The 24,641-nt window shown below is 60.7% G+C and carries 19 protein-coding genes; 7 read left to right on the top strand and 12 right to left on the bottom strand.

The features are described from left to right. Positions 1-4: 4 nt before the first annotated feature. The 5 genes from dxs to dut form a co-directional block, all read right to left on the bottom strand. Positions 5-1,945, bottom strand: a complete 1,941-nt coding sequence (dxs, locus tag RMN95_RS06900) for a 1-deoxy-D-xylulose-5-phosphate synthase (protein ID WP_309616204.1) — start codon at positions 1,943-1,945, stop codon at positions 5-7. A 9-nt stretch (positions 1,946-1,954) separates the two neighbouring features. Further along, complete coding sequence (locus RMN95_RS06895) at positions 1,955-4,771, bottom strand: aconitate hydratase (RefSeq protein WP_309616203.1); 2,817 nt, start codon at positions 4,769-4,771, stop codon at positions 1,955-1,957. A gap of 157 nt (positions 4,772-4,928) precedes the next feature. After that, entirely contained in the window at positions 4,929-5,678 is a 750-nt protein-coding gene (locus RMN95_RS06890) for a DUF3159 domain-containing protein (protein WP_309616202.1), read from the bottom strand. Next, positions 5,675-6,289, bottom strand: coding sequence for a DUF3710 domain-containing protein (locus RMN95_RS06885; RefSeq protein WP_309616201.1), 615 nt, complete (start codon positions 6,287-6,289; stop codon positions 5,675-5,677). Before RMN95_RS06885 ends, RMN95_RS06890 begins: the two co-directional genes overlap by 4 nt. Beyond that, on the bottom strand, positions 6,286-6,780 hold the full coding sequence (gene dut / locus RMN95_RS06880) for a dUTP diphosphatase (protein WP_309616200.1): 495 nt from the start codon (positions 6,778-6,780) through the stop codon (positions 6,286-6,288). The genes RMN95_RS06885 and dut overlap by 4 nt, the downstream gene beginning before the upstream one ends. Before the next feature lie 75 nt (positions 6,781-6,855). On the opposite strand from dut, the gene RMN95_RS06875 reads away from it, so the two are divergent. Beyond that, positions 6,856-7,305 (top strand): DUF3093 domain-containing protein, encoded by a 450-nt coding sequence (locus tag RMN95_RS06875; RefSeq protein ID WP_309616199.1) that lies wholly within the window; start codon positions 6,856-6,858, stop codon positions 7,303-7,305. 41 nt (positions 7,306-7,346) lie between these two features. On the opposite strand, the gene RMN95_RS06870 is transcribed toward RMN95_RS06875, so the two are convergent. Beyond that, positions 7,347-7,640 (bottom strand): DUF4193 domain-containing protein, encoded by a 294-nt coding sequence (locus RMN95_RS06870; RefSeq protein WP_309616198.1) that lies wholly within the window; start codon positions 7,638-7,640, stop codon positions 7,347-7,349. A 211-nt stretch (positions 7,641-7,851) separates the two neighbouring features. Here RMN95_RS06870 and sepH point away from each other — a divergent pair, with 211 nt between their 5' ends. Continuing rightward, complete coding sequence (gene sepH, locus RMN95_RS06865) at positions 7,852-8,853, top strand: septation protein SepH (RefSeq protein WP_309616197.1); 1,002 nt, start codon at positions 7,852-7,854, stop codon at positions 8,851-8,853. 52 nt (positions 8,854-8,905) lie between these two features. Here sepH and RMN95_RS06860 read toward each other — a convergent pair whose 3' ends face one another. Further along, a complete protein-coding gene (locus RMN95_RS06860; RefSeq protein ID WP_309616196.1) occupies positions 8,906-10,042 on the bottom strand; it encodes an alkaline phosphatase family protein in 1,137 nt (378 codons plus the stop codon). A gap of 12 nt (positions 10,043-10,054) precedes the next feature. Between RMN95_RS06860 and RMN95_RS06855 the strand changes: the two genes are divergently transcribed. Continuing rightward, positions 10,055-12,511: a DNA topoisomerase IV subunit A gene (locus RMN95_RS06855; protein WP_309616195.1), complete on the top strand. Its 2,457-nt coding sequence runs from the start codon at positions 10,055-10,057 to the stop codon at positions 12,509-12,511. A gap of 97 nt (positions 12,512-12,608) precedes the next feature. Here RMN95_RS06855 and RMN95_RS06850 read toward each other — a convergent pair whose 3' ends face one another. Both RMN95_RS06850 and RMN95_RS06845 read right to left on the bottom strand, forming a co-directional pair. Beyond that, positions 12,609-14,120 (bottom strand): carboxylesterase/lipase family protein, encoded by a 1,512-nt coding sequence (locus RMN95_RS06850; protein ID WP_309616194.1) that lies wholly within the window; start codon positions 14,118-14,120, stop codon positions 12,609-12,611. Between the two features lie 56 nt (positions 14,121-14,176). Then, on the bottom strand, positions 14,177-16,258 hold the full coding sequence (locus tag RMN95_RS06845) for a DNA topoisomerase IV subunit B (RefSeq protein WP_309616193.1): 2,082 nt from the start codon (positions 16,256-16,258) through the stop codon (positions 14,177-14,179). A gap of 227 nt (positions 16,259-16,485) precedes the next feature. Between RMN95_RS06845 and RMN95_RS06840 the strand changes: the two genes are divergently transcribed. After that, positions 16,486-16,710 carry a hypothetical protein gene (locus RMN95_RS06840; RefSeq protein WP_309616192.1) on the top strand — a complete coding sequence of 75 codons (225 nt, stop codon included), beginning with the start codon at positions 16,486-16,488 and terminating at the stop codon, positions 16,708-16,710. A gap of 97 nt (positions 16,711-16,807) precedes the next feature. Continuing rightward, entirely contained in the window at positions 16,808-17,809 is a 1,002-nt protein-coding gene (locus RMN95_RS06835; protein ID WP_309616191.1) for a sugar-transfer associated ATP-grasp domain-containing protein, read from the top strand. Between the two features lie 100 nt (positions 17,810-17,909). Here RMN95_RS06835 and RMN95_RS06830 read toward each other — a convergent pair whose 3' ends face one another. From RMN95_RS06830 to RMN95_RS06820, 3 genes are all read right to left on the bottom strand, one after another. Then, the gene (locus RMN95_RS06830; RefSeq protein WP_309616240.1) at positions 17,910-18,605 is read right to left on the bottom strand and encodes a coenzyme F420-0:L-glutamate ligase; all 696 of its coding nucleotides are present in this window, start codon (positions 18,603-18,605) and stop codon (positions 17,910-17,912) included. Positions 18,606-18,624: 19 nt separating this feature from the next. After that, on the bottom strand, positions 18,625-20,004 hold the full coding sequence (locus RMN95_RS06825; RefSeq protein WP_309616190.1) for an RNA polymerase sigma factor: 1,380 nt from the start codon (positions 20,002-20,004) through the stop codon (positions 18,625-18,627). 572 nt (positions 20,005-20,576) lie between these two features. Next, positions 20,577-21,497 carry a PAC2 family protein gene (locus RMN95_RS06820; RefSeq protein ID WP_309616189.1) on the bottom strand — a complete coding sequence of 307 codons (921 nt, stop codon included), beginning with the start codon at positions 21,495-21,497 and terminating at the stop codon, positions 20,577-20,579. Between the two features lie 135 nt (positions 21,498-21,632). Here RMN95_RS06820 and RMN95_RS06815 point away from each other — a divergent pair, with 135 nt between their 5' ends. After that, positions 21,633-23,126: a leucyl aminopeptidase gene (locus RMN95_RS06815; RefSeq protein WP_309616188.1), complete on the top strand. Its 1,494-nt coding sequence runs from the start codon at positions 21,633-21,635 to the stop codon at positions 23,124-23,126. 95 nt (positions 23,127-23,221) lie between these two features. Beyond that, positions 23,222-24,595, top strand: a complete 1,374-nt coding sequence (gene lpdA, locus RMN95_RS06810; RefSeq protein WP_309616187.1) for a dihydrolipoyl dehydrogenase — start codon at positions 23,222-23,224, stop codon at positions 24,593-24,595. Positions 24,596-24,641: the final 46 nt, after the last annotated feature.

The following is a 24,641-nucleotide window of genomic DNA, read 5'->3' as shown; positions in this document are numbered from 1 at the left end:
GCCGTCACTCCTGGGTTACGTGCGACTCCGAGTCCGCATCGGCCGGCAACGGCCTGGCCACGGGGATCTTACTGCCGAGCACTTGCTCGACGACATCCCGCGCGATCGCCTGTGCCGTAAGACCGACCTGCTCGAGGATCGCACTCCTGCTCCCGTGGGGCAGGAACTGGTCCGGCAGCCCCAACTCGGTCACAGCCGTGTCTACTCCGGCGGACCGCAGATCCTGGCGAATCCTGGTTCCAATTCCACCGACGCGTACGCCATCCTCGATGGTGACCACCAGGCGATAGTGTGCCGCGAGGTCGATGACGCCTCGCGCTACCGGCACAACCCAACGCGGATCGATCACGGTAGCGCCAATCCCCTGCGCGGCAAGGCGATCAGCAACGTCGAGTCCCAGTGCCGCCATCGGGCCCACTGTCACGATGAGCACATCCCGATTCTCGGCTTCGGTCAGCACGTCCACGCCATCGGTGGTGCGCCGAATTGCCTCGAACTCTGTGCCGACCACACCCTTGGAGAAGCGGAGCACTGTCGGCCGGTCATCCACGCCCACAGCCTCGCCGAGTTCCTCTCGAAGGCGTGAAGCGTCTCGCGGGGCCGCGATTCGAATATTGGGCACGACCTGGAGGATCGCCAGGTCCCACATTCCGTGATGGCTGGGGCCGTCAGGTCCTGTCACTCCCGCCCGATCGAGCACCAGAGTGACCCCGGCCTCGTGTAACGCGACATCCATGAGAATCTGGTCGAAGGCGCGGTTGACAAAAGTGGCATACATCGCCACCACAGGATGAAGCCCACCGAACGCGAGGCCCGCTGCAGAGGTGACGGCGTGCTGCTCGGCGATTCCCACGTCAAGGACGCGCTCGGGATACTTCTCGGCGAACTTGTGCAGGCCTGTGGGGCGAAGCATGGCTGCAGTGATGCCCACCAGTCTCGGGTTGTCGTCAGCCAGCGCGACAATCTCATCGGAGAATACCGAGGTCCAGGATGGTTTGCTCGCAACGTCGATCGGTTCGCCAGTCTCGGGGTCGATCTGCCCGACCGCATGGAACTGGTCGGCCGTGTCACGCAGCGCGGGTTGATAACCCCGACCCTTTTCGGTGATCGCATGAACGATAACCGGGGCCCCGTAGTGCTTCGCCTGCTCCAACGCCTCGGTTAGCGCCTTGATGTCATGACCGTCGACGGGTCCCAGATATTTGATGTCGAGGTTCGAATACAAAGCTTCGTTATTCGTAAGCCGAGAGAGGAACCCGTGCGTACCGCCCCGGATGCCGCGATAGAGGGCTCTACCAGGGGCACCGAACTTGTGGAACACCGTCCGGCTGGTGGAGTGCAGAGTGCGATAGGACCGCCGAGTGCGAACGTCGTTGAGAAAGTGCGCCATTCCGCCGATGGTCGGGGCGTACGAACGACCATTGTCATTGACGATGATGACGAGATTGCGGCTGTTGTCATCGCTGATGTTGTTCAGCGCTTCCCACGTCATTCCGCCGGTCAGAGCACCATCACCGACCACCGCCACCACATGCCGGTCGGACTGCCCGGTCATCGTAAAAGCACGGGAGATTCCATCGGCCCACGACAGTGAGCTGGATGCGTGGGAGCTCTCTACGATGTCGTGCACAGATTCAGAACGCTGAGGGTAACCAGCTAGCCCGCCCTTTTCGCGAAGACGGCTGAAATCCTGCCTACCGGTAAGCAATTTATGCACGTAACTTTGGTGGCCAGTATCGAACACCATCGCGTCATGGGGCGATTCGAACACACGATGCATGGCAATAGTGAGTTCAACCACGCCAAGGTTCGGTCCGAGGTGACCGCCCGTTTTCGACACCTCACGCACGAGGAAGGCGCGGATTTCGGCCGCGAGCTCGATAAGTTGCTCCTGCGAGAGCGTGTCGAGGTCACGAGGGTTTTGGATTTCCTCGAGCAGGGTCATGATGTCACCCTAAACGAGACTTCTGAGCACGTACTGCAGGATTCCGCCGTTTCGGTAGTAGTCAGCCTCACCGGGCGTATCTATCCTCAGCACGGCATCAAACTCGACCACGGCCCTGCCCTCAGCCGAATGCTCGCTTGGCGACGCCGTCACATGAAGCGTCTTCGGGGTGGTGCCGTCGTTGAGCTCTTCGACGCCCGCAATATCGATGATTTCCGTGCCGTCGAGGCCGAGGGACTTCCAGCTTTCTCCGGCCGGGAACTGCAACGGCAAGACGCCCATTCCAATGAGGTTGGAGCGATGGATGCGCTCAAAACTTTCTGTGATGACAGCCTTCACCCCCAGCAGTGACGTACCCTTGGCGGCCCAGTCACGGCTCGAGCCCGAGCCGTACTCCTTGCCGCCAAAAATCACGAGTGGAGTGGTCTGCGCCGCGTAGTTGCTGGCCGCGTCGTAGATGAACGATTGCGGGGCATCCACTCGAGTGAAATCGCGGGTGTAGCCACCTTCGACCCCATCCAACAACTGGTTCTTCAACCGGATGTTGGCGAACGTCCCGCGGATCATTACCTCATGGTTCCCTCGGCGTGATCCGTACGAGTTGAAGTCGCCCCGTGCGACACCGTGCTGCTGCAGGTACTCACCAGCCGGGCTATCTGCTTTGATGTTGCCCGCCGGGCTGATGTGATCCGTCGTGACCGAGTCGCCGAGCGTGGCCAGCACCCTGGCATCGGCGATGTCAGAGACCGGCGTGGTCTCGAGTGTCATGCCGTCAAAATACGGAGGTCGACGCACATACGTCGAGGTCTCATCCCATTGAAAGACTTCGCTGTCGGGAGTCGGCAGTGAACGCCAGCGCTCGTCCCCATCAAAAACTTCGCCGTACTCCTTGGTGAACATTTCGGTATCGATGGAGGTGTCGATCGTGCGCTGAACCTCGGCGGAATCTGGCCAGATGTCTTTGAGGTAGACCTCGTTGCCGTCGCTCCCGGTGCCAAGAGAGTCTCGTTCGAAGTCAAAGTTCATCGAGCCTGCCAGAGCGTACGCGATGACCAGGGGCGGTGACGCAAGATAGTTCATCTTCACATCGGGGCTGATGCGACCCTCGAAGTTGCGGTTTCCGGAGAGCACGGCCGTTACGGCGAGATCGTTCTCGTTTATCGCCGCCGTCACCTCGTCGATGAGCGGCCCTGTGTTGCCGATGCACACCGTGCAGCCGTAACCCACGGTGTAAAAACCCAGTGCTTCCAGGTCGCCAGTCAACCCGGCCTTGGCGTAGTAGTCAGTGACGACCTTCGATCCGGGCGCGAGCGTCGTCTTCACCCAGGGCTTCGAGGTCAGCCCTTTCTTCACCGCATTACGTGCGAGAAGTCCGGCAGCAAGCATGACGCTGGGATTCGAGGTGTTCGTACACGAGGTGATGGCGGCAACCGCGACCGCTCCGTGATCGAGTGTGTAATTGAGGCCGGCGGACGTTGTGACGCTGACCGGTCGGGAGAGCTTTCCTGGAGCATGGCTGACGTGGCTGTGCGAGCGCTCATGAGCACGCTCTTCGTCCTCGGGCGTGAACCCGATCGGGTCTGACGCCGGGAAGCTTGCTTCGCCAGCAGCATCCACTCTGGACATGTCGTGAGTCGTGTAATCACCCAGGTCGATCTCGAACTGCGATTTGGCGTTTGAGAGCTCCACGCGATCCTGTGGGCGCTTCGGCCCCGCGATCGACGGAACGACGGTCGCCAGATCCAATTCGAGATACTCGCTGAATACGGGCTCAGCGTCGGGGTCGTGCCACAGTTTTTGCAGTTTGGAATATGCCTCGACAAGGGCAACCTGGTCATCACTTCGACCCGTGAGGCGCAGGTAATCCAGCGTGACATCGTCGACGGGAAACATTGCGGCAGTCGATCCGAATTCGGGGCTCATATTGCCGATAGTCGCTCGATTTGCCAGCGGAACCTCGCCCACCCCCGCACCGTAGAACTCGACAAATTTTCCGACCACCCCATGCTTTCGAAGGATCTGAGTGATGGTGAGCACCACGTCCGTTGCGGTCACCCCGGTCGGGATTGACCCGTTCAATTTGAAACCGACCACTTTGGGGATGAGCATCGACACGGGCTGGCCGAGCATCGCGGCTTCGGCCTCAATTCCGCCAACACCCCACCCGAGAACACCGAGGCCGTTGACCATGGTCGTGTGAGAGTCGGTGCCGACACACGTATCCGGGTAGGCGCGCAGAGCGCCGTTCACGGTGCGCGTGAAGGTCACCCTGGCCAGGTACTCGATGTTGACCTGGTGCACAATTCCGGTTCCGGGAGGAACGACCTTGAAGTCGTCGAAGGCGGTCTGGCCCCAGCGCAGAAACTGGTAGCGCTCACCATTGCGCTCATACTCAATCTCGACATTGCGCTCGAGGGCGTTCTCGCTTCCGAAGAGATCAGCTATCACCGAATGGTCGATGACAAGCTCCGCCGGAGCCAGCGGGTTGATTTTGTTTGGATCGCCACCCAGGGCGCCCATCGCCTCGCGCATAGTAGCCAGGTCGACAATGCAGGGCACCCCCGTGAAGTCCTGCATGATCACCCGGGCCGGGGTGAATTGAATTTCAGTATTGGGCTCCGCGGTCGGTACCCATGAACCGAGTGACTGGATTTGAGCTCTCGTAACATTCTTGCCGTCTTCGGTACGCAAGAGGTTCTCGAGAAGGACTTTGAGACTGAAGGGAAGCTTCTCGTGCCCGGGTACCCTGTCGATTCGGAATATCTCGTAGTCGGTAGAGCCGACCGTCAGGGTGTCTTTCGAACCGAAGCTGTTCACTGCTGACACTGTCGTCTCCTCTGCTGAGCCCGCAATCCCTGCGGGTACCCTGCCATTTTCACCGCCGGCCCCGCCATCTGCCAGCAGAGCAATCCTAAGACCCGAGCGGAGGATTGGATCCCACCCCACCGATCAAAAGTATCTTGATATCAAGATAAATGTAACACTAAGCCCCAGCAGAGCGAGACGCGTCAGCCTTCGCAGGGCGACCGTAGGCCGTACGCATCAGCAGCCAGGTGACCCACAACACTCCTGCGTACAGCGGCACGCCAAGAATGAGCTTCAGTGCGGCCAGCGCGCTGGTGTTGCCTGCAAAATACAGTGGAAGCTCAATACCGAGCCTGACCACGAAAAGGCCGCACCAGAGGACGGTCGCGATCAGTGCAACCCTGAGCTTCGCCCTCTCCGCTCGCCAGCCCGGGCCCTCGCCGGTAATCAACGAGGCAATGACGCCGATCAGCGGCCAACGCACGGCCATGCTCACGACCAATGCCAGCAGGAAGGCCCCGTTGATGAGAAATCCGAGAATGAAGTTGTCTTCGGGACGCCCCGTAATGAGAGCGAGTCCGGCAGAAAGACCGAGCCCGACTACTCCGGCCAGCGCGCTTGTGAAAGGCGATCGGGTCAGCACTCGCACCAGAACGAACAGAACGGCGAAAACGAGCGGGATAGCGACTGCGAACACGAGGTTGCGGGTTATCGTGTAGACCACCAGGAACGCAAGCCCCGGGACGATCGACTCGACCAGCCCGCGCATCCCGCCCATCGCCCTCAGCAGAGCGGTGCCGCTGGGAGTCTCGCCCGGCGCAACGGCACCGAGCCCCGACCGGCGCGCTGCTGCCCCGAGGCCGTCGGAGACCGACGGTGCTTCATCGGCCTCGCTGTCGTCGTTCACGTGGGTCGAGTCGCGTGTCATGCCTGGGCTGCGGCAGGCCCGGTCGCAGGCATGCTCAGGGGGATGAGGTCCCGCGGCGGCATCGGGGTATTGCCCCTCACCACCACGATGGAGCGGAATAGGTCCTCGACCTGCGCTGCGGCATCCCCGCCGGCGGCACCAGAGCCGGCAATGACGCCACGCAAGAACCATCTGGGACCATCTACGCCGATGAACCTGGCGATCCGGCTTCCTCCAGCCTGTTCTGCAGCGAGAGGGATCTCAGCCCGCACTTCCGGCCCAAACGGACCGACAACAACCGTGGTCGTTCCGCCCTGCTTGTGAATCTGGTCGACTATCTGCTGGCGGATTTCATGCCACAGTCCGCTAGTCCGTGGAGCAGCAAATGGCTGCACCTGCAGGGTGGAGCCGGCGTAGTCGAGCCCTACCGCCACCACGCGCTTGCTTCCCTCTTCCACCTCCAGTCTCAGATGGAGATCAGGTCGCGGAAGGATCTTCACGCCGCCGAGGTCAACATACGGTCTCACGGCGTTTGCCTCACTCTCATCGAGCGGACCAGCGGTCGCTCGGTCAGCGGGGGCGGATTTCGGCTGTTCCGTGACGTCCTGCTGGTCTGGTGTGATGTCGCTCACGAGTTGGCTCCTGATCCTGTTACGCCAGCTCCGAGAGCAGTGGCGACTGTGGTTGACGATCGCCGACCGGTCGAGCCGAAGCCTCCACCGCCGCGATGGCTGCCCGGCAGCGTGGTTACGCGAATGAATTCGGCCCTGGCAATGGGCATAACGATAAGTTGGGCAATGCGATCGCCAGCGTCGATAGCGAAGGGATGCTCGGTGTCGGTATTCAGCAAAGTGACCATGATCTCCCCGCGATAGCCCGCATCCACCGTTCCGGGGCTGTTGACGATGGTAATACCGTGTCGTGCCGCAAGTCCGGACCGCGGAACCACGAATGCCGCAAAGCCGTTCGGCAGCGCAATCGACACCCCGGTACCCACTGTTGCTCTGGTTCCGGGAGCGAGCACGTGGTGCCCTGCCGAGTGAAGGTCGGCTCCGGCATCGCCCGGATGCGCGTACACGGGCGACTCTCCGCTCGCGATGAGCACTTCAATGTTCTCGGCCACGTGACGAGGGTAGTGCAGAACGCTGCACACTCCATGATCCTGCCCGGTGCCCGAGGGACGGTGTCTAATAGAGCAGTGACCAACTACCGCGAAAAATTGTGGCCCGCCCCCTGGCTCTTTCTGAGCACGGCGCTGGTGATCCCCGCCAGTCTGCTGGTGTTCCTGCCCATAAATATCTTTGTCGGGATTGCTGCAGCGATCGTGCTATACAGCGGTTGCCTCACCCTGTTACTCCTGTCCGCGACACGAATCCAGGTCACAGAGACAGAACTGGTCGCAGGCAGAGCCCGGCTTCCCCTCGCCATCATTGGCGATGTAGAGGGGTTCGCCGGCTCGGACGCGACGCTGGAACGCGGACAACGACTCGATGCCAGGGCATTTCTTGTGATCCGAGGATGGATCGATCCGGTCATCCGAATCGAACTGCTCGACGCGAACGACCCTGTGCCCTACTGGCTGGTGTCTACGAGAAATCCGAAGGATGTCATTAGTGCCATCCGTCGGGCTCATGCCCAGCCGAAATAATCAGTTGGGCATGAGGCACGAGGCTGGCAACGAACATCGACTCAGGCGGCGCACTCCTGGCAGACGGCACCCAGCTTGGTCGAGTGGTCGATTTGCGAGCGGTGCTTCACCAGGAAGCACTCAACGCAGGTGAACTCATCGGCTTGGGCCGGAAGCACGACGACGTCGAGGTCGAGGTCAGACAGATCGGCGCCGGCGAGTTCGAAGCTGCCAGGATTATCTGCGTCATCGGAGTCGATCGACCCCGATGTCTTATCCGGAACGCGCTCCTTTAGAGCCTCGATCGACTCGGAGTCATCGTCGGTCTTTCGGGGTGCGTCGTAATCGGTTGCCATGCCCATCCACTTCTGTCAGCGTCTCGTTGTGATAGTTCTGTAACGAAATCGCGGGGACAGTGTGCATCAAACCATCTGGAATAGCAAACCACCGAAGTCCCGTGACCTTCGCGCCTTGCGTGCAACTTGCGGCGCGCCCGTTCTATTCCCACCAATCGGCCCCGGATCGTGCGATCCTGATGCCAAATCTTCACGGCTGGAGGGCTTCAGCATGCAGGACCTGCGAGTAATCGGAGTAGAGAGTGGCGCACTACTGGTGGCCGCCGAGGACGGGACGCGATTCCGCATCCCTATCGACGAGATGATGCAGTCAAAGCTGCGCCACAGCGTGCCAGACCCTGGCACGGGGCCGAAGCTATCTCCTCGTGAGATACAGGCCCACATCAGATCAGGAATGTCCGCACAGGATGTGGCCTCGATTACGGGAGCGTCGTTGGAGTACATCCAACGGTTCGAGGGGCCGGTTATCGCCGAACGCGAATTCGTCGTGCAGTCGACCCTCGGGGTCGCGGTGAAAGCGGCGGCAGATACGGATCCCCTCAGCCAAGGACGTAACTTCGGAACTGTGATCCGCGAGCGCCTCCACGACCTCGGTGCCACCGATGAGCGTTGGGCCAGTTGGAAAGATTCAGAAAAAGGATGGATCGTCAAACTCTCGTTCACCGCGAAGGAGATCGACCACGACGCGCGCTGGGGGTTTGATCCCAAAAAGCAGTCTTTGTCTCCGCTCAACGGTGAAGCAATCACGCTGTCCCAGCAGGGCAACACTGGGGGCAGCATGATGCCCCGACTCCGTGCGGTAGGTGAGCCCACCAGTGATTCCTCGCGTTTCGACAGTGGAGCTTTCGCATTGAGTGACTCTCAACAACTGTCTATGGCACGCCCCGGTCCGGTTCCGGTGGGGCGACCACGCGCGGAGGATCAACTGCGACCCGTGCAGGCAAATCAGACATCGGATCTGCTCGAGGCCCTGCGTCGGCGACGCGGCGAACGGGAGAGCGCCAACTTCGATGACTCGGAGGCGAGGGCATCCCATCCGTCGACGGGATCAATCAGGATCGTCGATGTGCAAATGGATGTCTTCGACGACGAAGCAGAAGATCCCCTGCGCACCACATCGCCTCAGCCTGTCGCTCGGCGGAAGAGCCGCGCGTCGATGCCGAGCTGGGACGAAATAGTGTTCGGGGCTCGATCAGACGATGACCCCGCCTGACGGGAAGCGCTGACGGGAAGCGCTGGCGGGAAGCGCTGATGAGTCCAGATTCTCAGGCCAGGTCAAAGGCTCCGAAGCGAAGTAGAGGTACTCGCGTCTCGGACGGCGACCACGATCCATGTTGAGCAACCATGGAACGCCCCTTTCGGTTCTCGGTGCGTCCGTCGTAATAGGCGATGGTCTTCCGTGCGGCGATGAGGACATCACCGATGCGCGGAAGCACCTCGGTGTCGACCTCCCCAAACCAGCCTGCGGCAACGGCCTCGTCCCTGGTCGCTATCCACGATCGGCCGCCCTCCGTCTGACGCCACAGGTCGACGGTGTTTTCCCGATGCTGGGGGCTCGCATCCGGCTCGAAGTAGAGCTGAAGGCACCGCGGCTCCCCCGCCACAAATCGAACGCCGTCGAGGAGTTTCCCTTCGACGAGCACGTGGGAATGCCGGGGTACGTCAAGGAGCCCATGGTCTGCCGTGACGATCAGCCCGTCGCGAACGCCAAGGGATGACACGATATCGCGCACGGCCGCATCGGCCATCTCGAGGGCTGTGGTCCACTCGGTGGACTGCCAGCCATGTGCGTGAGCGGCCTGGTCAAGTTCGGGAATGTAGACATAGATCAGCTTTGGCGCGCCGGAAGTGGAGAGTTCCTCGGCGGTTGCCCTGGCTCGGTCACCCATCGACGCTGCGGCAACATATCGAGCTCCTCGCAAAACAGCGTGCGTGAAACCCGACTCCCGGTACCGAGCAGGTCCAATCACCACGGGATCAAAACCGCGCTCACGGGCGGTCTCGAACAGCGTGGGGACTCGTTGCCAGGTCGCGGGGTCAAGCCGGTCATCCCAGCCCGAAATCTGGTTAATCACTCGATCGTGTGCCGCATCCAGGATGCTGTACCCCACCATGCCGTGTCGCCCTGGCGACTCTCCGGTGGTCAGGGTTGCCAGCGCGGCCGCCGTCGTGGTGGGGAACCCGGATTCGATCACCGAGCGTGAGGTCATCGCACCAACGAGAGTGCGCGCGTGCCCGGCGCTGGCGCGCAGCACATCGGCACCGAGCCCATCAACCATCACGACGATCGCATTATGGGCCACGCCGAGGCCGAGTCGGTTGTGCACACCGGATACCGCTTCGAGACAACTTTGCAACACATCGGCAAGGCTCAATCCACGGGGTTTGGGCGCCGGTAACATGGGGGCAATCTTATGGCTACTCCCGAACACCCCACTAGCAGTGCCGCCCCAGGCGAACGCATCGAAGACGTTGACGTCACGACCGAGATGCAGGGCTCATTCCTTGAGTACGCATACTCAGTTATCTACTCTCGTGCGCTGCCGGATGCGCGCGACGGACTCAAACCGGTGCAGCGTCGGATCCTGTATCAAATGTCTGAGATGGGCCTCCGGCCTGATCGCGGACACGTGAAGTCATCTCGCGTCGTCGGCGAAGTGATGGGCAAGCTCCATCCTCACGGGGACGCGTCCATTTACGACGCTATGGTCAGGCTTACCCAGGAATTCGTGTTGCGTGTGCCGCTGATTGATGGTCACGGCAACTTCGGCACGCTGGACGACGGCCCCGCTGCGCCGCGCTACACCGAGGCGCGGTTGCACGCCACGGCCTTGGCGCTGACCGAGAACCTTGACGAAGATGTCGTTGACTTCATCCCCAACTACGACAACCAGTTCACCCAGCCGGAAGTATTGTCGGCCGCTTTCCCCAATCTGCTCGTCAATGGCGCGAGTGGAATCGCTGTCGGCATGGCCACCAACATGGCGCCGCACAACCTGATCGAGGTGGTGGCTGCGGCCCGATACCTCCTTGAGTACCCGCAGGCATCCCTCGAAGACCTGATGGCGTTCGTACCCGGACCAGACCTCCCTACCGGAGGCACCATTGTCGGACTCGACGGGATAAAAGACGCGTACTCCACCGGCCGCGGGGCATTCAAAACGCGCGCCAGGGTTTCGGTCGAGGCGATCACGGCTCGCCGGACGGGTCTCGTCGTGACCGAATTGCCCTACCTTATCGGCACGGAACGGGTGATCGAGAAGATCAAAGACGGAGTCAACTCCAAGAAAATCAATGGGGTGTCGGATGTCACCGACCTCACCGACCGCAAGCACGGCCTGCGGCTGGTCATCGGCATCAAGACCGGTTTCAGCCCGGATGCCGTGCTGGAACAGCTCTATCGGCTCACCCCGCTTGAGGACAGCTTCAGCATCAATAATGTCGCGCTGGTCAACGGCGGGCCGCGCACGCTCGGCCTGAAGGAGTTGCTGCGGGTATACCTCGACCACCGCCTCAGCGTGGTACGGCGCCGCAGCCAGTTCAGGCTGGCTCGACGCACTGAGCGACTCCATCTGGTGGAAGGACTTCTGGTCGCCATCGTCGATATCGACGAGGTCATCCAGGTCATTAGGCAGAGCGATGACGGCGACCAGGCGCGAGCACGCCTCAGGGATGTCTTCGACCTCAGCGAACTGCAGGCCGAGTATATTCTCGAGTTGAGACTGCGGCGTCTCACCAAATTCAGCCGCATCGAGCTCGAAACCGAGGCCGGGAAACTTCGCGCTGAGATCGAGTACCTCGAGTGTCTCCTCGCTGACCCTGCTCGCATCGCTCAGCTCGTCTCGGATGAGCTCGAAGAGGTCGCCGAGCGCTTCGGGACTCCGAGACGCACCCTCCTGACCGAGGCTCGAGCGTCGATTGCGACGACTTCCGCCTCACGTAAATCGCCGACCGTCCTTGAGATTCTGGATGCCCCGTGCCTGGTGCTGCTCTCGACCACGGGTCGCGCGATCCGAGTCGACACCGCCGATGGCCAGCCTGCGGAGGCACCTGCCAGGCGGCGCTCACGGCACGACGCGATCCGATCGCGAGTGGCTACCACCAGCCGAACCGAGATCGGTGCGATCACGAATCGCGGCAGACTCATCCGGTTTACTGCGGTTGACCTCCCCAGTGTGCCCTCAAACTCGATCCAGCTGGCTGCCGGAGCGAAAATCAATGACTACCTCGCGATCAGTGGCAAGGAACACGTGGTGGGCATCGTGCCCCTTGACTCCGCGCGACCGATTGCTCTCGGTACGCGCCGGGGTGTCGTCAAGCGTGTAATTCCCGCTTCATGGCCCGCGCGGCCCGACGTCGATATGATGACACTGAAGGCGGGCGATGAGGTGGTGGGTGCCGCGCTCGCCGCTGACAGCGACGAACTCATTTTCATCACTTCCGACGCCCGGCTACTTCGATTCGGATCTGCTGCCGTGCGACCGCAGGGAGTCGCGGCCGCAGGTATGTCGGCAATCAATCTCTCTCCGCACGCGACGGTGATGTTCTTTGGCGTTGTCGATCCGACCGCCGAGAATGTGGTTGCGACGGTCTCGATGTCGACCGCGACCATCGCCGGTGTCGATCCCGGTCGCGGTAAGGTCTCAGCGCTCACGGAGTTCCCGACCAAGGGTCGAGCGACGGCCGGTGTGCGAGCGCACAGCTTCCTGAAGGGGGAGGACGCTCTCGCGCTGGCCTGGGCTGGTGAAGGTCCAGCGGTGGCCGTCGGTTCGGATGGCGCGGTGCGTCGGCTTCCCGATGCCGGAGCGAAGCGTGATGCCTCGGGCGTCCAGCTCGACGCACTGGTGGGTTCACTCGGCTCAGCCGTGTGAGATCAGGGCTCGATGCGGGGATCCCTCGTGAATCGTCCCCACCGCGCACCAGATACCACCGCGCTGCCGGCGGCCCATTCACGATAGACAAAGGTGTTCATACGTGCGGTACAAAGTCCTGCCAGGCACGCCGGCGGTCACCGCGGGGATCCTTCTCGACTCGATCAACAGAGTCGATCACCAGGGTTCGACGGGCACGTGGTGTGTATTTCGGCCACTCGAGCAGTGAGCCGTCCGTGGCGAAGCTGACCCAGTTCCGCTGCATCCGGATGCCTGCTCGCTTGAATGAGGCCCTCCCACCAAGGGCACCCATTACCCGACCGAATGTGCCATCCATCCGATCGAACAACGCGAAGAGATCGAGCCCGTGTGTGGCGCCATAACCCGCCAGTCGCACCAGCCGTGGTGCGATGTCGAACCGGTAGAAATGCACGCGGGCGAACCGCGAGTGTCTCTCAGCGACCTTCACAGAGGGGAACCAGAAGGCGTAATCGCCCCCAAAGTCAGTAGCAGGGCGACGAGCGGGTAGCCCCGGGTACTGCGATTTTAACGCCCTACGCGACTTTTTGCGCGTCTTCGCGAAGATGGCCCGGATGCGAGGCGGCGTGGTCGCCAGAATGTCCAGGCGTCCCCGAAAAAGCGAGCCCTCTCGATCGTTCGTGCCGATGATGAGCGGCACGGCGTGGGCACGACCCGCTTTGAAGGCATCAAGTGGGCGTTCCGGCAAGAACTCTCCGTCTATCACCGGGCACAGTGCGACCGTGCCCGGATTGCGGTCGGGGGTGAGCAACTGCATCCGAGTGGTCGCCTGCACCAGCACAGCGACATCACACGACACCAACAACTCACCCGCGTCCTCGGTGGAGGTGCTGTCTGTGCTTAGATCGTCGACCACCTTGCTGAGGAGTTCCACGAATTCGCCGGCCCACTGCGCTGTGAGCTCGCGTGGATACACCGCGTTGGCTGGCGAACTCTGGGCGATGGCCCTGATGAACAAACCGTGTGCACTAGGGACTGTCATGAGCGTCGTCACGGCGTTGGCGCCGGCAGATTCTCCGAATAGGGTGACGTTATGTGGGTCGCCGCCAAACGCGTGAATGTTGTCACGAACCCATTCCAGGGAAGCCACCACATCGCGCAGGCCGACGTTACTCTCGAGCGGTCGCTGTGAGGTCGAAAAACTGCTGAAATCAAGAAAACCCAGCGAACCAAGCCGGTAGTTCATGCTGACGAAGACCACACCCCGTCGCACCAGCACCTCGCCCTGGTAGCGGATCTCACGCGAAGAGCCGACGCTGTAGGCGCCACCGTGAATCCAGACCATGACTGGCAACCGCTCGCCATCAGGAGGAGCGATGACATTGAGTGTCAGGCAGTCTTCCGATATGAGCACGTGTGGGGCCGGCCCGAGAAACTGGCCCTTGCGGTCCTGTGGAGCCACGGGGCCGAAGCGGGTGGCATCACGAACTCCCTCCCAGGGCACCACGGGGGCTGGCGCCCTGAACCTGAGAGCCCCAACAGGCGGTGCCGCGTACGGGATACCACGCCACATCCGCAAGCCACGTCTGAGCATCCCCTCGACCACACCGCCCGTTGTCTCAACTCTCACTCGCGCAGTCTACGTATCGAGTCTGGCCAGCCGGTAGCGCGTCTTATGTGGCGAGGTCAGACGTCGATGCGATCCCTGTTGAGGCCGTTGCCCGCAATGATGAATTCCTTACGCGGAGCCACATCGTTTCCCATCAGGAGCTCGAACACTGTCGCTGCCATCTCGGCATCGGGTGAATTTACCCGACGCAGCGTCCGGTGCTGTCTATCCATCGTGGTGGTCGCCAACTGGTCGGCATCCATTTCTCCGAGGCCTTTATAACGCTGGATCGGATCCTGGTACTTCCTGCCAGATCGCTTCAGGCCGGAAAGAACTCCGTTCAATTCGGCTTCCGAATAGGTATAGATCGTCTCATTTGGCTTTGAGCCCGGATTCATGACGATGACCCTGTGCAGCGGCGGCACCGCGGCGTAGACCTTGCCTGCCGCGATCATCTCTGGCATGTAGCGGAAGAAGAGAGTGAGAAGAAGCGTGCGGATGTGAGCCCCGTCGACATCGGCATCGGCCATGATAATGACCTTGTCATACCGCCGCGCCGACAGGTCGAAGCTTCTCCCTGATCCTGCACCGATCACCTGGATGATGGAAGCGCATTCGGTGTTTGACAGCATGTCGCTCACCGAGGCTTTCTGCACGTTCAGTATTTTCCCGCGAATAGGCAGCAGCGCCTGGTACTCGCTGTCACGCCCCAGTTTCGCGGTGCCCAGCGCCGAATCACCTTCCACGATGAAGAGTTCGCTGTTGGCCACGTCATTCGATCGGCAGTCGACCAGCTTCGCAGGCAGTGATGAGCTCTCCAGCGCATTCTTCCTGCGCTGCGTTTCCTTATGTGCCCGGGCCGATATTCGTGACTTCATCTCGGAGACGACCTTGTCGAGCACGAGGGCCGACTGGGCCTTGTCCTCGCGCCGAGTCGAGGTGAATCGCTCCGCCATCGCCCTGGCTATAACCTGGGCGACAATACTGCGAACGGCGGGTGTGCCGAGGATCTCCTTTGTTTGACCCTCGAATTGAGGTTCGGGCACGCGCACGGTCAGAATGGCGGTCAGCCCAGCCAGGATGTCGTCTTTTTCGAGCTTATCGCTGCCCAGTTTGAGTCGGCGGGAATTTTTCTCTGCTTCTGCCCGAAGGAACTTGAGCATCCCCTGCTCAAATCCCGCCTGGTGAGTACCACCCTTGGGAGTGGAGATGATGTTGACGAAGCTTTTGAATACGGTGTCGTATCCGGTACCCCACCGAAGCGCAACGTCCACCTGGCACTCTCGTGTCAGCTCAGTTGGAATCATGTGACCGTTCTCCTGAAGAACGGGAACAGTCTCGGTGAAGGAGCCCTCCCCTGTCATTCGCCAGGTGTCCATGATCGCAACGTCGGTAGCGAGATGCTCTACGAACTCCCCTATTCCGCCGTCGAAGTGATAGTTCTCGTGCGTGGGAACTGTCGGCCGCTCATCGGTGATGTCGAGCCGCAGCCCGGACACGAGAAATGCAGTCTGGCGAACCCGGTCGAGCAATTCTTCGGTCTGGAAAGTAGCCCCCCTGGCAAAAATTTGGCGGTCAGCCCAATACCGGATGCGGGTACCCGTAACCGCTTTTGCTACGGTGCCCACCACGCGCAATTCACTATTAGAGACAAAAGGTGTGAAGGGCGCATCGGGGGTGGGCTCGCCCCCACGATCGTCAAAAATTCCCGGCTCACCCCGATGGAATGACATGGCCCAGGTCTTACCGTCGCGATCGACCTCGACATCGAGACGCTCAGACAGGGCGTTCACAACCGATGCGCCGACCCCATGCAGCCCGCCAGATGCGGCATACGAGCCCGAACCGAACTTGCCGCCGGCGTGCAGTTTGGTGAACACAACCTCGACCCCGGACAGACCGGTCTTCGGCTCAATGTCGACAGGTATTCCTCGTGCCCTGTCGCGGACTGTCACACTCTCGTCCTGATGAAGCACGACGCTGATTTCCGAGCCATGGCCACCAAGGGCTTCATCCACAGAGTTGTCGATAACCTCCCATAGGCAGTGCATCAACCCGCGGGAATCGGTCGTGCCGATATACATGCCGGGGCGCTTACGAACGGCCTCAAGACCCTCGAGCACCGAAAGATGGCGAGCTGAGTAGTCAGCACTCGACATGGCTATCCTCCTGAAATCACACTGCGTCATCGGCCAAAGCCCGCTACAAGACTACGTTTCACGATGCAGCCCCGCGTGCTCCGACACTCGAAAGCCGGCGAGCGACCGTCTTGGCGATTCGACCACTACGCGTTCAGCGAAATACCGCTAAAAGGCCCACCTCTGCTACAGAGTCGTGTTTGTATTAGAGAACGGTATTTCACCCGTCGACCCGAATGGAGCTGCTCATGACTCAGATCACCACTGAGATAAATCCAGAACTCGACTACACCCTTTCGGCTCTCGACCGCTGTGACAGTTGCGGTGCCCAGGCATACATCCGCGTTACCTTGAATAGTGGCGACCTCTTGTTTTGTGCCCACCACGGCAACCAGTTCAAAGACAAGCTTTTTCCGACAGCCCTCAACTGGCATGACGAGTCGAGTCGACTCCTCGAGGACCGCACGGTCTGACGCTTCGAAAGCAACTTCAACGCAGTAGGTTTTTGAGGGTCGGCGCCAGCGCCGGCCCTCATCTCTTTGGCCACAGCAGTTCGGCGACAGGAGCACCGTGAAGCGGATAAGGCACTACCTCTCGCGGCTGAAGAGCCTCGACGTGCGCAACATGTTGGTCGTCGCATCCGCCGTATCTGCGTTGAGCGGCAAACCAAGATGGGTCATCCTCGTCGACATGGTCGTATGCTCGGTCGTCTACCAGGCCGGGTATCTCGACTATCAGGAGTTCGAATTCTGGTCGCTTAGCAGCAGGGAACGACGCACGTGGATCACCAGCGGCAACGCCAATGCCATCGTCATCAAATACAACCAGCGGTCATTTCGCGAACAGTTTATCGACAAACTGACCTTCAACCGCCTGTTCGACCCTTACCTCGGTCGCGCCTGGCTTGACGTCCGAACGACGAGCACTGCAGAGCTGCAGCAGTTTGTCATGCATCACGGGTCCGTCATGGCGAAGCGACTGGATGGCATGGGTGGTGCCGGCATTCGTAAATACCTCGCGAATGACACGGTCGATTTCGATGACCTTCGTTCGCAGCTATTGACGGACGAGCAGTTTCTCGTCGAGGCATTCATTACCCAGCACCCAGCGATGGCGGCACTGTGTCCAACCAGCGTGAACTCCCTGCGGATGATCACCTTCTTCGATGGCACGAACGTGCACGTCATGGAGGCCGTGCTTCGATTGGGAAACGGAGCCGACGTCGACAACTACGCCCGAGGCGGCATGTACACCGTGATCGACGAGAAGACCGGGATCGCGCCGTACGGTGCGTTCGATAAGGACGCTCATACGTTCACCACTCATCCGCTCACCGGCGTATCTATCGTCGGCTTCCGGGTGCCGCTGTTCGACGAGGTCTTGGCGCTCCTCGACACTGTCGCGAGGATCGTCCCCCAAATTGCCTATGTCGGCTGGGATGTCGCGATAGCCAACGACCACCCCGTCATCATCGAAGGCAACTACAACACTGGAGTGTTCCAGATGAAGCCGAGCCTGACGGGCAATAAAATCGGCCTGCTCCCTCGATTCCGCGAGGTCATCGACTTCTAGTTCCGCTAGCAACTGACGTCAGACAAGCGCTCACTTCTGGTGGACGCTAACGCACACCTTGTGTTGGTTGTGACCACAGCAGCGGATGAAGCAGCGAAGGCTATGCGCGGCGGATGATCCCCATCGGTGTCGACTGCCGGTCCTGACCAAGCGGGTTGTCTTTCAACACTCTGACCATGAGCTCGTCAACCGTGCGACTGGCGGTCGAGCCAAGCACGTTGCCACCAAAATCATTGATATCAACTACGAGTACATCGAGTGACTTTCCGAGGGCGGCTTTGATGTCAGCCGCGACTCCGTTGGGTCGCGACGGGCCGAGGACAACCTGGGAATCGTACGGAGGAATCGTATTCTTGGTGGGGCCGTCGATTGCACGCGCCTTGGACCCGGCGATCCGATAGAAATCTCCCCGCCTGCCGAAGGCCTTTGTCACCGCAGCTACCGCAGCGGCAAGAAGGATTCGGGGGGTGCCGCACTCTCTCAGTGCCATCTCCATCGTCTCGGGTATGCCCAGGCCGATGCCGTGCGATGTCTTAGTGACATATCTCGATAGGGTGATGGCGAGTTTACGCGGCTGGATATCTTCCAACGGAAATGCCCGCCCCTGGGTGATGCCGACGATCTTCTCGGTAACGAAGAACACGTCTCCGTCGCGCACGGACTCGTTGGCGTACTTCACGATTACGTCAAGCAGAACGTCTTCGCGCATCACCACATGGGTCCTGATGGGAATTCGCTGATATGCCACTCCGTCGATCGAGACCGTCAGTGACTTGCCCTCGTTGGCCTGCCCCATGGAAGAATCCGCCACGAGTTTACTCGAGATAGTCGCGCAGCGACTGTGATCGTGACGGGTGACGCAGCTTGGCCATCGTTTTGGACTCAATCTGTCGGATCCGCTCGCGGGTCACTCCGAAGGTGTCACCGATCTGGTCGAGCGTCTTCGGCATTCCGTCTCCGAGGCCGAAACGCATTCGGATCACACCGGCTTCGCGTTCAGACAGGGAATCGAGGAGGCTCTCGAGTTGCTTCTGAAGCATCGTGAAGCCCACAGCATCAGCGGGCACAACCGCCTCAGTGTCTTCGATGAGGTCACCGAATTCGCTGTCACCGTCTTCGCCAAGAGGGGTGTGAAGCGAGATCGGCTCCCGACCGTACTTTTGCACCTCAATGACCTTCTCCGGTGTCATATCGAGCTCACGGGAAAGTTCTTCGGGAGTAGGTTCGCGACCGAGATCCTGGAGCATTTGACGCTGCACACGGGCGAGTTTGTTGATGACCTCTACCATGTGCACGGGGATTCGAATGGTGCGAGCCTGGTCAGCCATGGCGCGCGTAATCGCCTGGCGAATCCACCAGGTCGCGTACGTGGAAAACTTGAAACCCTTGGTGTAATCGAACTTCTCCACGGCGCGGATCAGGCCCAGATTACCTTCCTGGATCAGGTCAAGGAACTGCATTCCACGGCCGGTGTACCGTTTTGCCAGGGACACGACCAGTCGGAGATTCGCACCGAGCAGGTGGCTCTTGGCGCGCTGCCCGTCTTTGGCTACCCACTGCAGTTCGCGGCCGACCGCAGAACGCAACTCGGTCGCGGACATTCCGGAGAGCTTATCTTCGGCGAACAGACCAGCCTCAATACGCATTGCCAGTTCGACCTCTTCGGCCGCGTTCAAAAGCGCGACCTTGCCGATTTGCTTCAGATAGTCCTTCACGGGGTCAGCCGTGGCACCCGTGATCGCCGCCGAATAGACAGGCACGTCGTCATCGTCGTCCACCAGGGACAATACAAGGGCGCCCGTCGGCAGCGCCTCATCCTTACTGGTCGACTTGGGGTTCTCGTCGTCCTCTTCGTCAGACGACTCGTCCTTCGCGTCATCGTCTTTGCCATCAACTTTGGCGCTATCGACCGCGACAATGGCTACCTCAGGGTCATTACCTGCGTCGATGTCGACGCCTTCGTCAGTCCCCGTCTCGTCAGGTCCGTTCTCATCGCCCGCTTTCACAGTCGACTTCCGCCCCCTGCTTGCCGTCGCCTTAGGGGCGGCCGCCTTCTTGGCACCCTTCGCGGGCGCAGCCGTGACAGTTGTGCCGACCTTCGCCGTAGCGGCCTTCACTGCCGCGGGCTTTGACGTGGCGATGTCATTTTCGACGACCGCATCATCGACGGGTACGGATTTGGTTCGGGTTGCCATTCGAAGCACCTTTCAGGAGTGTGGGCAGCGCGTTCTGTGCGGCTTGTTGGTTCTGTGCGACTTGTTGGTGGCAGGCCCTGTGTAGCGGGCTTGTGGCCAGCGGACCTATGGCCAGCGGACTTTGAGACAGGAGCCTCAGGGGCAGCAGCCTCAGGGGCAGCACTAAGACCCTTGTCAAGTTTTAGGCCAACTCATCGCGCGGATGGGGTGGTTGCCTGGAACTTGACCGGGTCTCGTATTCAATTATTGCACGGGTTTCATACCGCTATTGACACCGCTGCTGTACTAACCTAATAAACACGGTTCTCTGACCGTCTGCGGTTCAGAATTGGCACGCCAGCCGGAACGGCACCTTGTTCCCCGCCGCTACCAGTACCGCAAAAATAACCCATTGCAGGGTTGTGTTTATTCCACATTGCCACGCACTCAGCCCACGGCTAACCCACACGTTGGTGTAGAGAACCGCTCATGGGCTGCCAACCAACTAACAAAAGCACTCCCAACACCAGCTCGTCATGCGAACTCATCGCTGTGAGCCTCCGACGCCGGGACGGCTGGCACCTTCGCCTCGATCAGGCAGTCGGGTTCGTGTCGTCGTTTCGCCGGATTGCGAGGAAATTTTGAAGCTCGGCTGCGATCTCGTCTGCGGTGGGCAGCGCTCCGTCGATGTCGGTGAGGGGTGAACGAAGCGGGTTGTCTTGCATATAGCTGTCGTGTCGCTCTTCGAGGGTTCCCACCAGGCGGGCAAGTTCCTGGTTATTCTCCACCTGCGCATCGATCTTGGCCAGGAAGTCCCTTCCTTCCTCACGAAGGCGGTCGGTCGGAAAGATTAGGCCCGTCGCGGCGCTCACCCCCTCGATGGCTGCCACCGCCGCGAGGGGATACTCGGTGTCAGCGAGGTAGTGCGGAATCAGCAAGACGAAGCCGGCGATGGGATGACCCAGGGCGCTCAGCCGGAACTCGAGCAGGTGCAGCGCATTCGCGGGCGCCTGCGTGCGTGGCCGCCACACCGACAGAGATTCGATGAGTTCGGTGCGGTTTCCACTCACGGTCGTTCCCACTGGTCGCGTATGGGGAACCGGCATCGGGATAGCGTGCACCCACGTTGTCGACTTGACGTCGAATTTCGAGATGAGCTGCAGCACAGCCGCCGTGAACCGTTCCCACTGGAAATCTGGCTCATAGCCCGTGAGCAACAGGAAGGGCTGTTCGAGCTCGTCCTTCATCAGATACAGATTCAGAGACAACGGCGTGTAGTCGGAAACGTGATCCTGGTCAAAATATATGACTGGGCGACGCGCACGGTAGTCCAGAAGTGTGTCGTTGTCGAAGCGTGCCACCACTGAATGGTTCATAGTGTCGAGCAGGTAGTCGCTCAGCTGCGTTACGGCTGAACCGGCGTCAGCGAAGCCCGTAAGGGCTGCGACGAGGTTGAGGCCGGCGGGCACACTTACGTCAGTGGAAAGGTCGTGGAGGCCAGCCGGATCGCGCATGAATCAAGCCTAATCGCGGCCACCGCACCGCGACGGTCGAACAGTCACCGAGCGGTAGCGCCGACAGCGAACAGGGCAGGCCCATCGGGGTCGGGGACGTCTGGATGGCCATTCACCCGTAGATACGATTGTTGGATGACAGTTCCGATTCTTACCACATCCACCGAACCGTTACTGGCCATCGAAGCTGATGTCCTCGTGATTGGAGTGATGAAATCTCCGGGCGGCCCGCTGCTGCTGACCGATGCTCCGCACCTCACGCAGCTCCAGGCCGGTCTCGATTCGCTAGGTGTGACCGGGGCCCAAGATGAGGTTCACCGGGTTCCCGGCCTGGGCGGGGCGGCCATCAGCATCGCTCTCGTCGGGCTTGGTTCAGGATTGGTAACGCCGAGTTCCCTGCGTTACGCGGCCGGCTCAGCGGCACGGCAGCTTAGGGGTATCGGTTCACTCCTGTTCGGCCTTCCCGCCGAATCAGACGCCGAGGTGCTCGCGGTACTCGAGGGTGCAGCCCTCGGCGCATATTCCTTCACCAGGTACACGACCAACCCACGAAAAGCCACACAGCAACCCGCAGTGCAGATTACCGTCGCCACCAGAAACACCACGGAAGGACTCACCGAGCGGGCAGGGGTGATAGCCGAGGCCGTGCACACCGTGCGTGACCTCGTTAACACACCACCAAATGACCTCTATCCGGCGTCATTCGCCGACGCCGCAGTGTCCCTTTCACGACACGCAGACGTCGCCGTCGAGGTACTCGACGAAAAGGCCCTGGCCGATGGCGGATTCGGCGGGATCCTCGGAGTCGGCCTCGGCTCCACCCGCGGGCCCAGACTGGTCAAGATGAGTTATTCCCCCGCCGGAGGCATCCAGCACCTGGCGCTGGTGGGAAAGGGAATTACCTTCGACTCTGGTGGACTATCGCTCAAACCGCCGGCCTCCATGATCGGAATGAAGTACGACATGACCGGAGCCGCGACGGTTCTCGCCGTGATACTCGCCGTGGCGAGACTAGGGCTTCCATTGCGAATGACGGCCTGGTTGTGCCTCGCTGAGAACATGCCGTCCGGCTCGGCGATGCGCCCAAACGACGTCATTACGGTTCGCGGCGGCACGACGGTGGAGGTGCTGAACACCGATGCCGAGGGAAGACTGGTACTGGCTGACGGGTTGGTAGCGGCGAGTGAGGAACACCCCAACGCAATCATCGACGTCGCGACACTCACTGGTGCCGCATCCGTCGCCATGGGCACACGATATGTCGCGATAATGGGCGACGCGGCTCTGGCTGGCCGAGTCGTGGCAGCAGGCAACAGCGTTGGCGAAACTCTGTGGCATATGCCAATCGCGGCGGAGCTTCGTCCTCTCCTTGCTTCTGATGTCGCCGATATCGCCAACATCAAGCCGGGGAACACCGCAGGGGGAATGATGATCGCCGCCGCTTTCCTGAAGGATTTCGTCGGCACCGCCGGCGAAGGCGACGATGAACCCACCATTCCGTGGGTTCATCTGGATATCGCTGGTGCAGCCAATAACGGCGGTGCTGGATGGGGATACACCGGCAAGGGCCCGACGGGGGTTTCGGTGCGGGCTTTGATCGAGCTGGCAGAGGAATTTTCTCGATCGTAGTAGGGTGCTTGAGGCGGGATTTCTCCGCCCAGCCCGGTCTTTCGCCACACTCGTTGGCGTGCCGGAACACAGATTCTGATGGAGGAGTTGCTGGATTGTCAGAGCACACTTTTGACCTTGTCGTTCTCGGTGGCGGAAGTGGCGGTTATGCCGCGGCACTGCGCGCCAGCCAATTGGGGTTAACCGTCGGCCTCATTGAGAAGGGCAAGGTCGGCGGGACGTGTCTGCATGTTGGATGCATCCCGACGAAAGCCCTGCTTCATTCAGCCGAGGTTGCCGATGTGACCCGTGACTCGGCCAAATATGGGATCACCGCCAGCTTCGGCGGGGTCGATATCGCCGCTGTCACCGCCTACCGCCAAGAGATCGTGGCAAGCAAATATCGTGGTTTGCAGGGCCTGCTGAAGGCGCGCAAGGTCACCACGATCGAAGGCCATGGCACGCTCATCTCGCCGACGACAGTTCAGGTCGGGGACGACACCGTGACAGGAAAGAATGTCATCCTGGCCACGGGCTCGTACTCACGTTCACTCCCAGGCCTCGAAGTCGGTGGCAGGGTGATCACTTCTGAACAGGCTCTTGAGCTCGACTTTGTACCCAAAAAAGTCATCGTTCTCGGTGGCGGCGTCATCGGCGTCGAGTTCGCCAGCATCTGGAAGAGCTGGGGAACTGACGTGCAGATCATCGAAGCACTGCCCCACCTCGTTCCGAACGAGGACGAGTCGGTCAGCAAGCAATTCGAGCGGGCGTTCCGAAAGCGTGGAATCGCATTCACGCTCGGTACCCGTTTCCAGGGCGTCACACAGAATGATGACGGTGTGGTGGTCACGCTCGAAGACGGACAGACCTTTGAGGCCGAATTGCTCCTCGTCGCGGTGGGGCGTGGTCCTGTGACTGCCAACCTTGGTTTCGAGGAGGTTGGAGTGACCCTGGATCGTGGTTTCGTCATCACAGACGAGCGGCTCGCCACGGGCGTCCCAGGCGTCTACGCCGTCGGCGATATCGTCCCAGGGCTGCAACTCGCACATCGCGGTTTTCAGCAGGGCATCTTCGTTGCAGAAGAGATCGCTGGCCTCAACCCGATCGTGATTGACGACGCCAATATTCCCAAGGTCACCTACAGCGATCCTGAGGTCGCATCGGTCGGGCTGTCAGAGGCGAAAGCAGCATCCCAGTACGGCGCCGAAAAAATCACTACGTATGACTACAACCTCGCGGGGAACGGCAAAAGTCACATCATCGGAACCGCAGGATCGGTCAAGGTGATTCGCCTCAATGACGGCCCAGTAATCGGGGTTCACATGATTGGTGCGCGCGTCGGTGAACTCATTGGGGAAGCCGTGCTTGCCGTCAACTGGGAGGCATACCCCGAGGACATCGCTCCCCTGCTTCATGCACACCCCACGCAGGACGAGGCCCTGGGTGAGGCCTTCCTCGCCCTCGCCGGTAAACCACTCCACGCGATCTAGTCCACCGACTCGATCGCCTAACTAAGCTATTGCGTAGAAGCGTTAC

The sequence above is a fragment of the Salinibacterium sp. genome, assembly GCF_031364185.1.
GTDB lineage: Bacteria > Actinomycetota > Actinomycetes > Actinomycetales > Microbacteriaceae > Rhodoglobus.
Note: the sequence above shows the minus strand (reverse complement) of the source record. Positions and strands in the feature narration are given on the sequence as shown.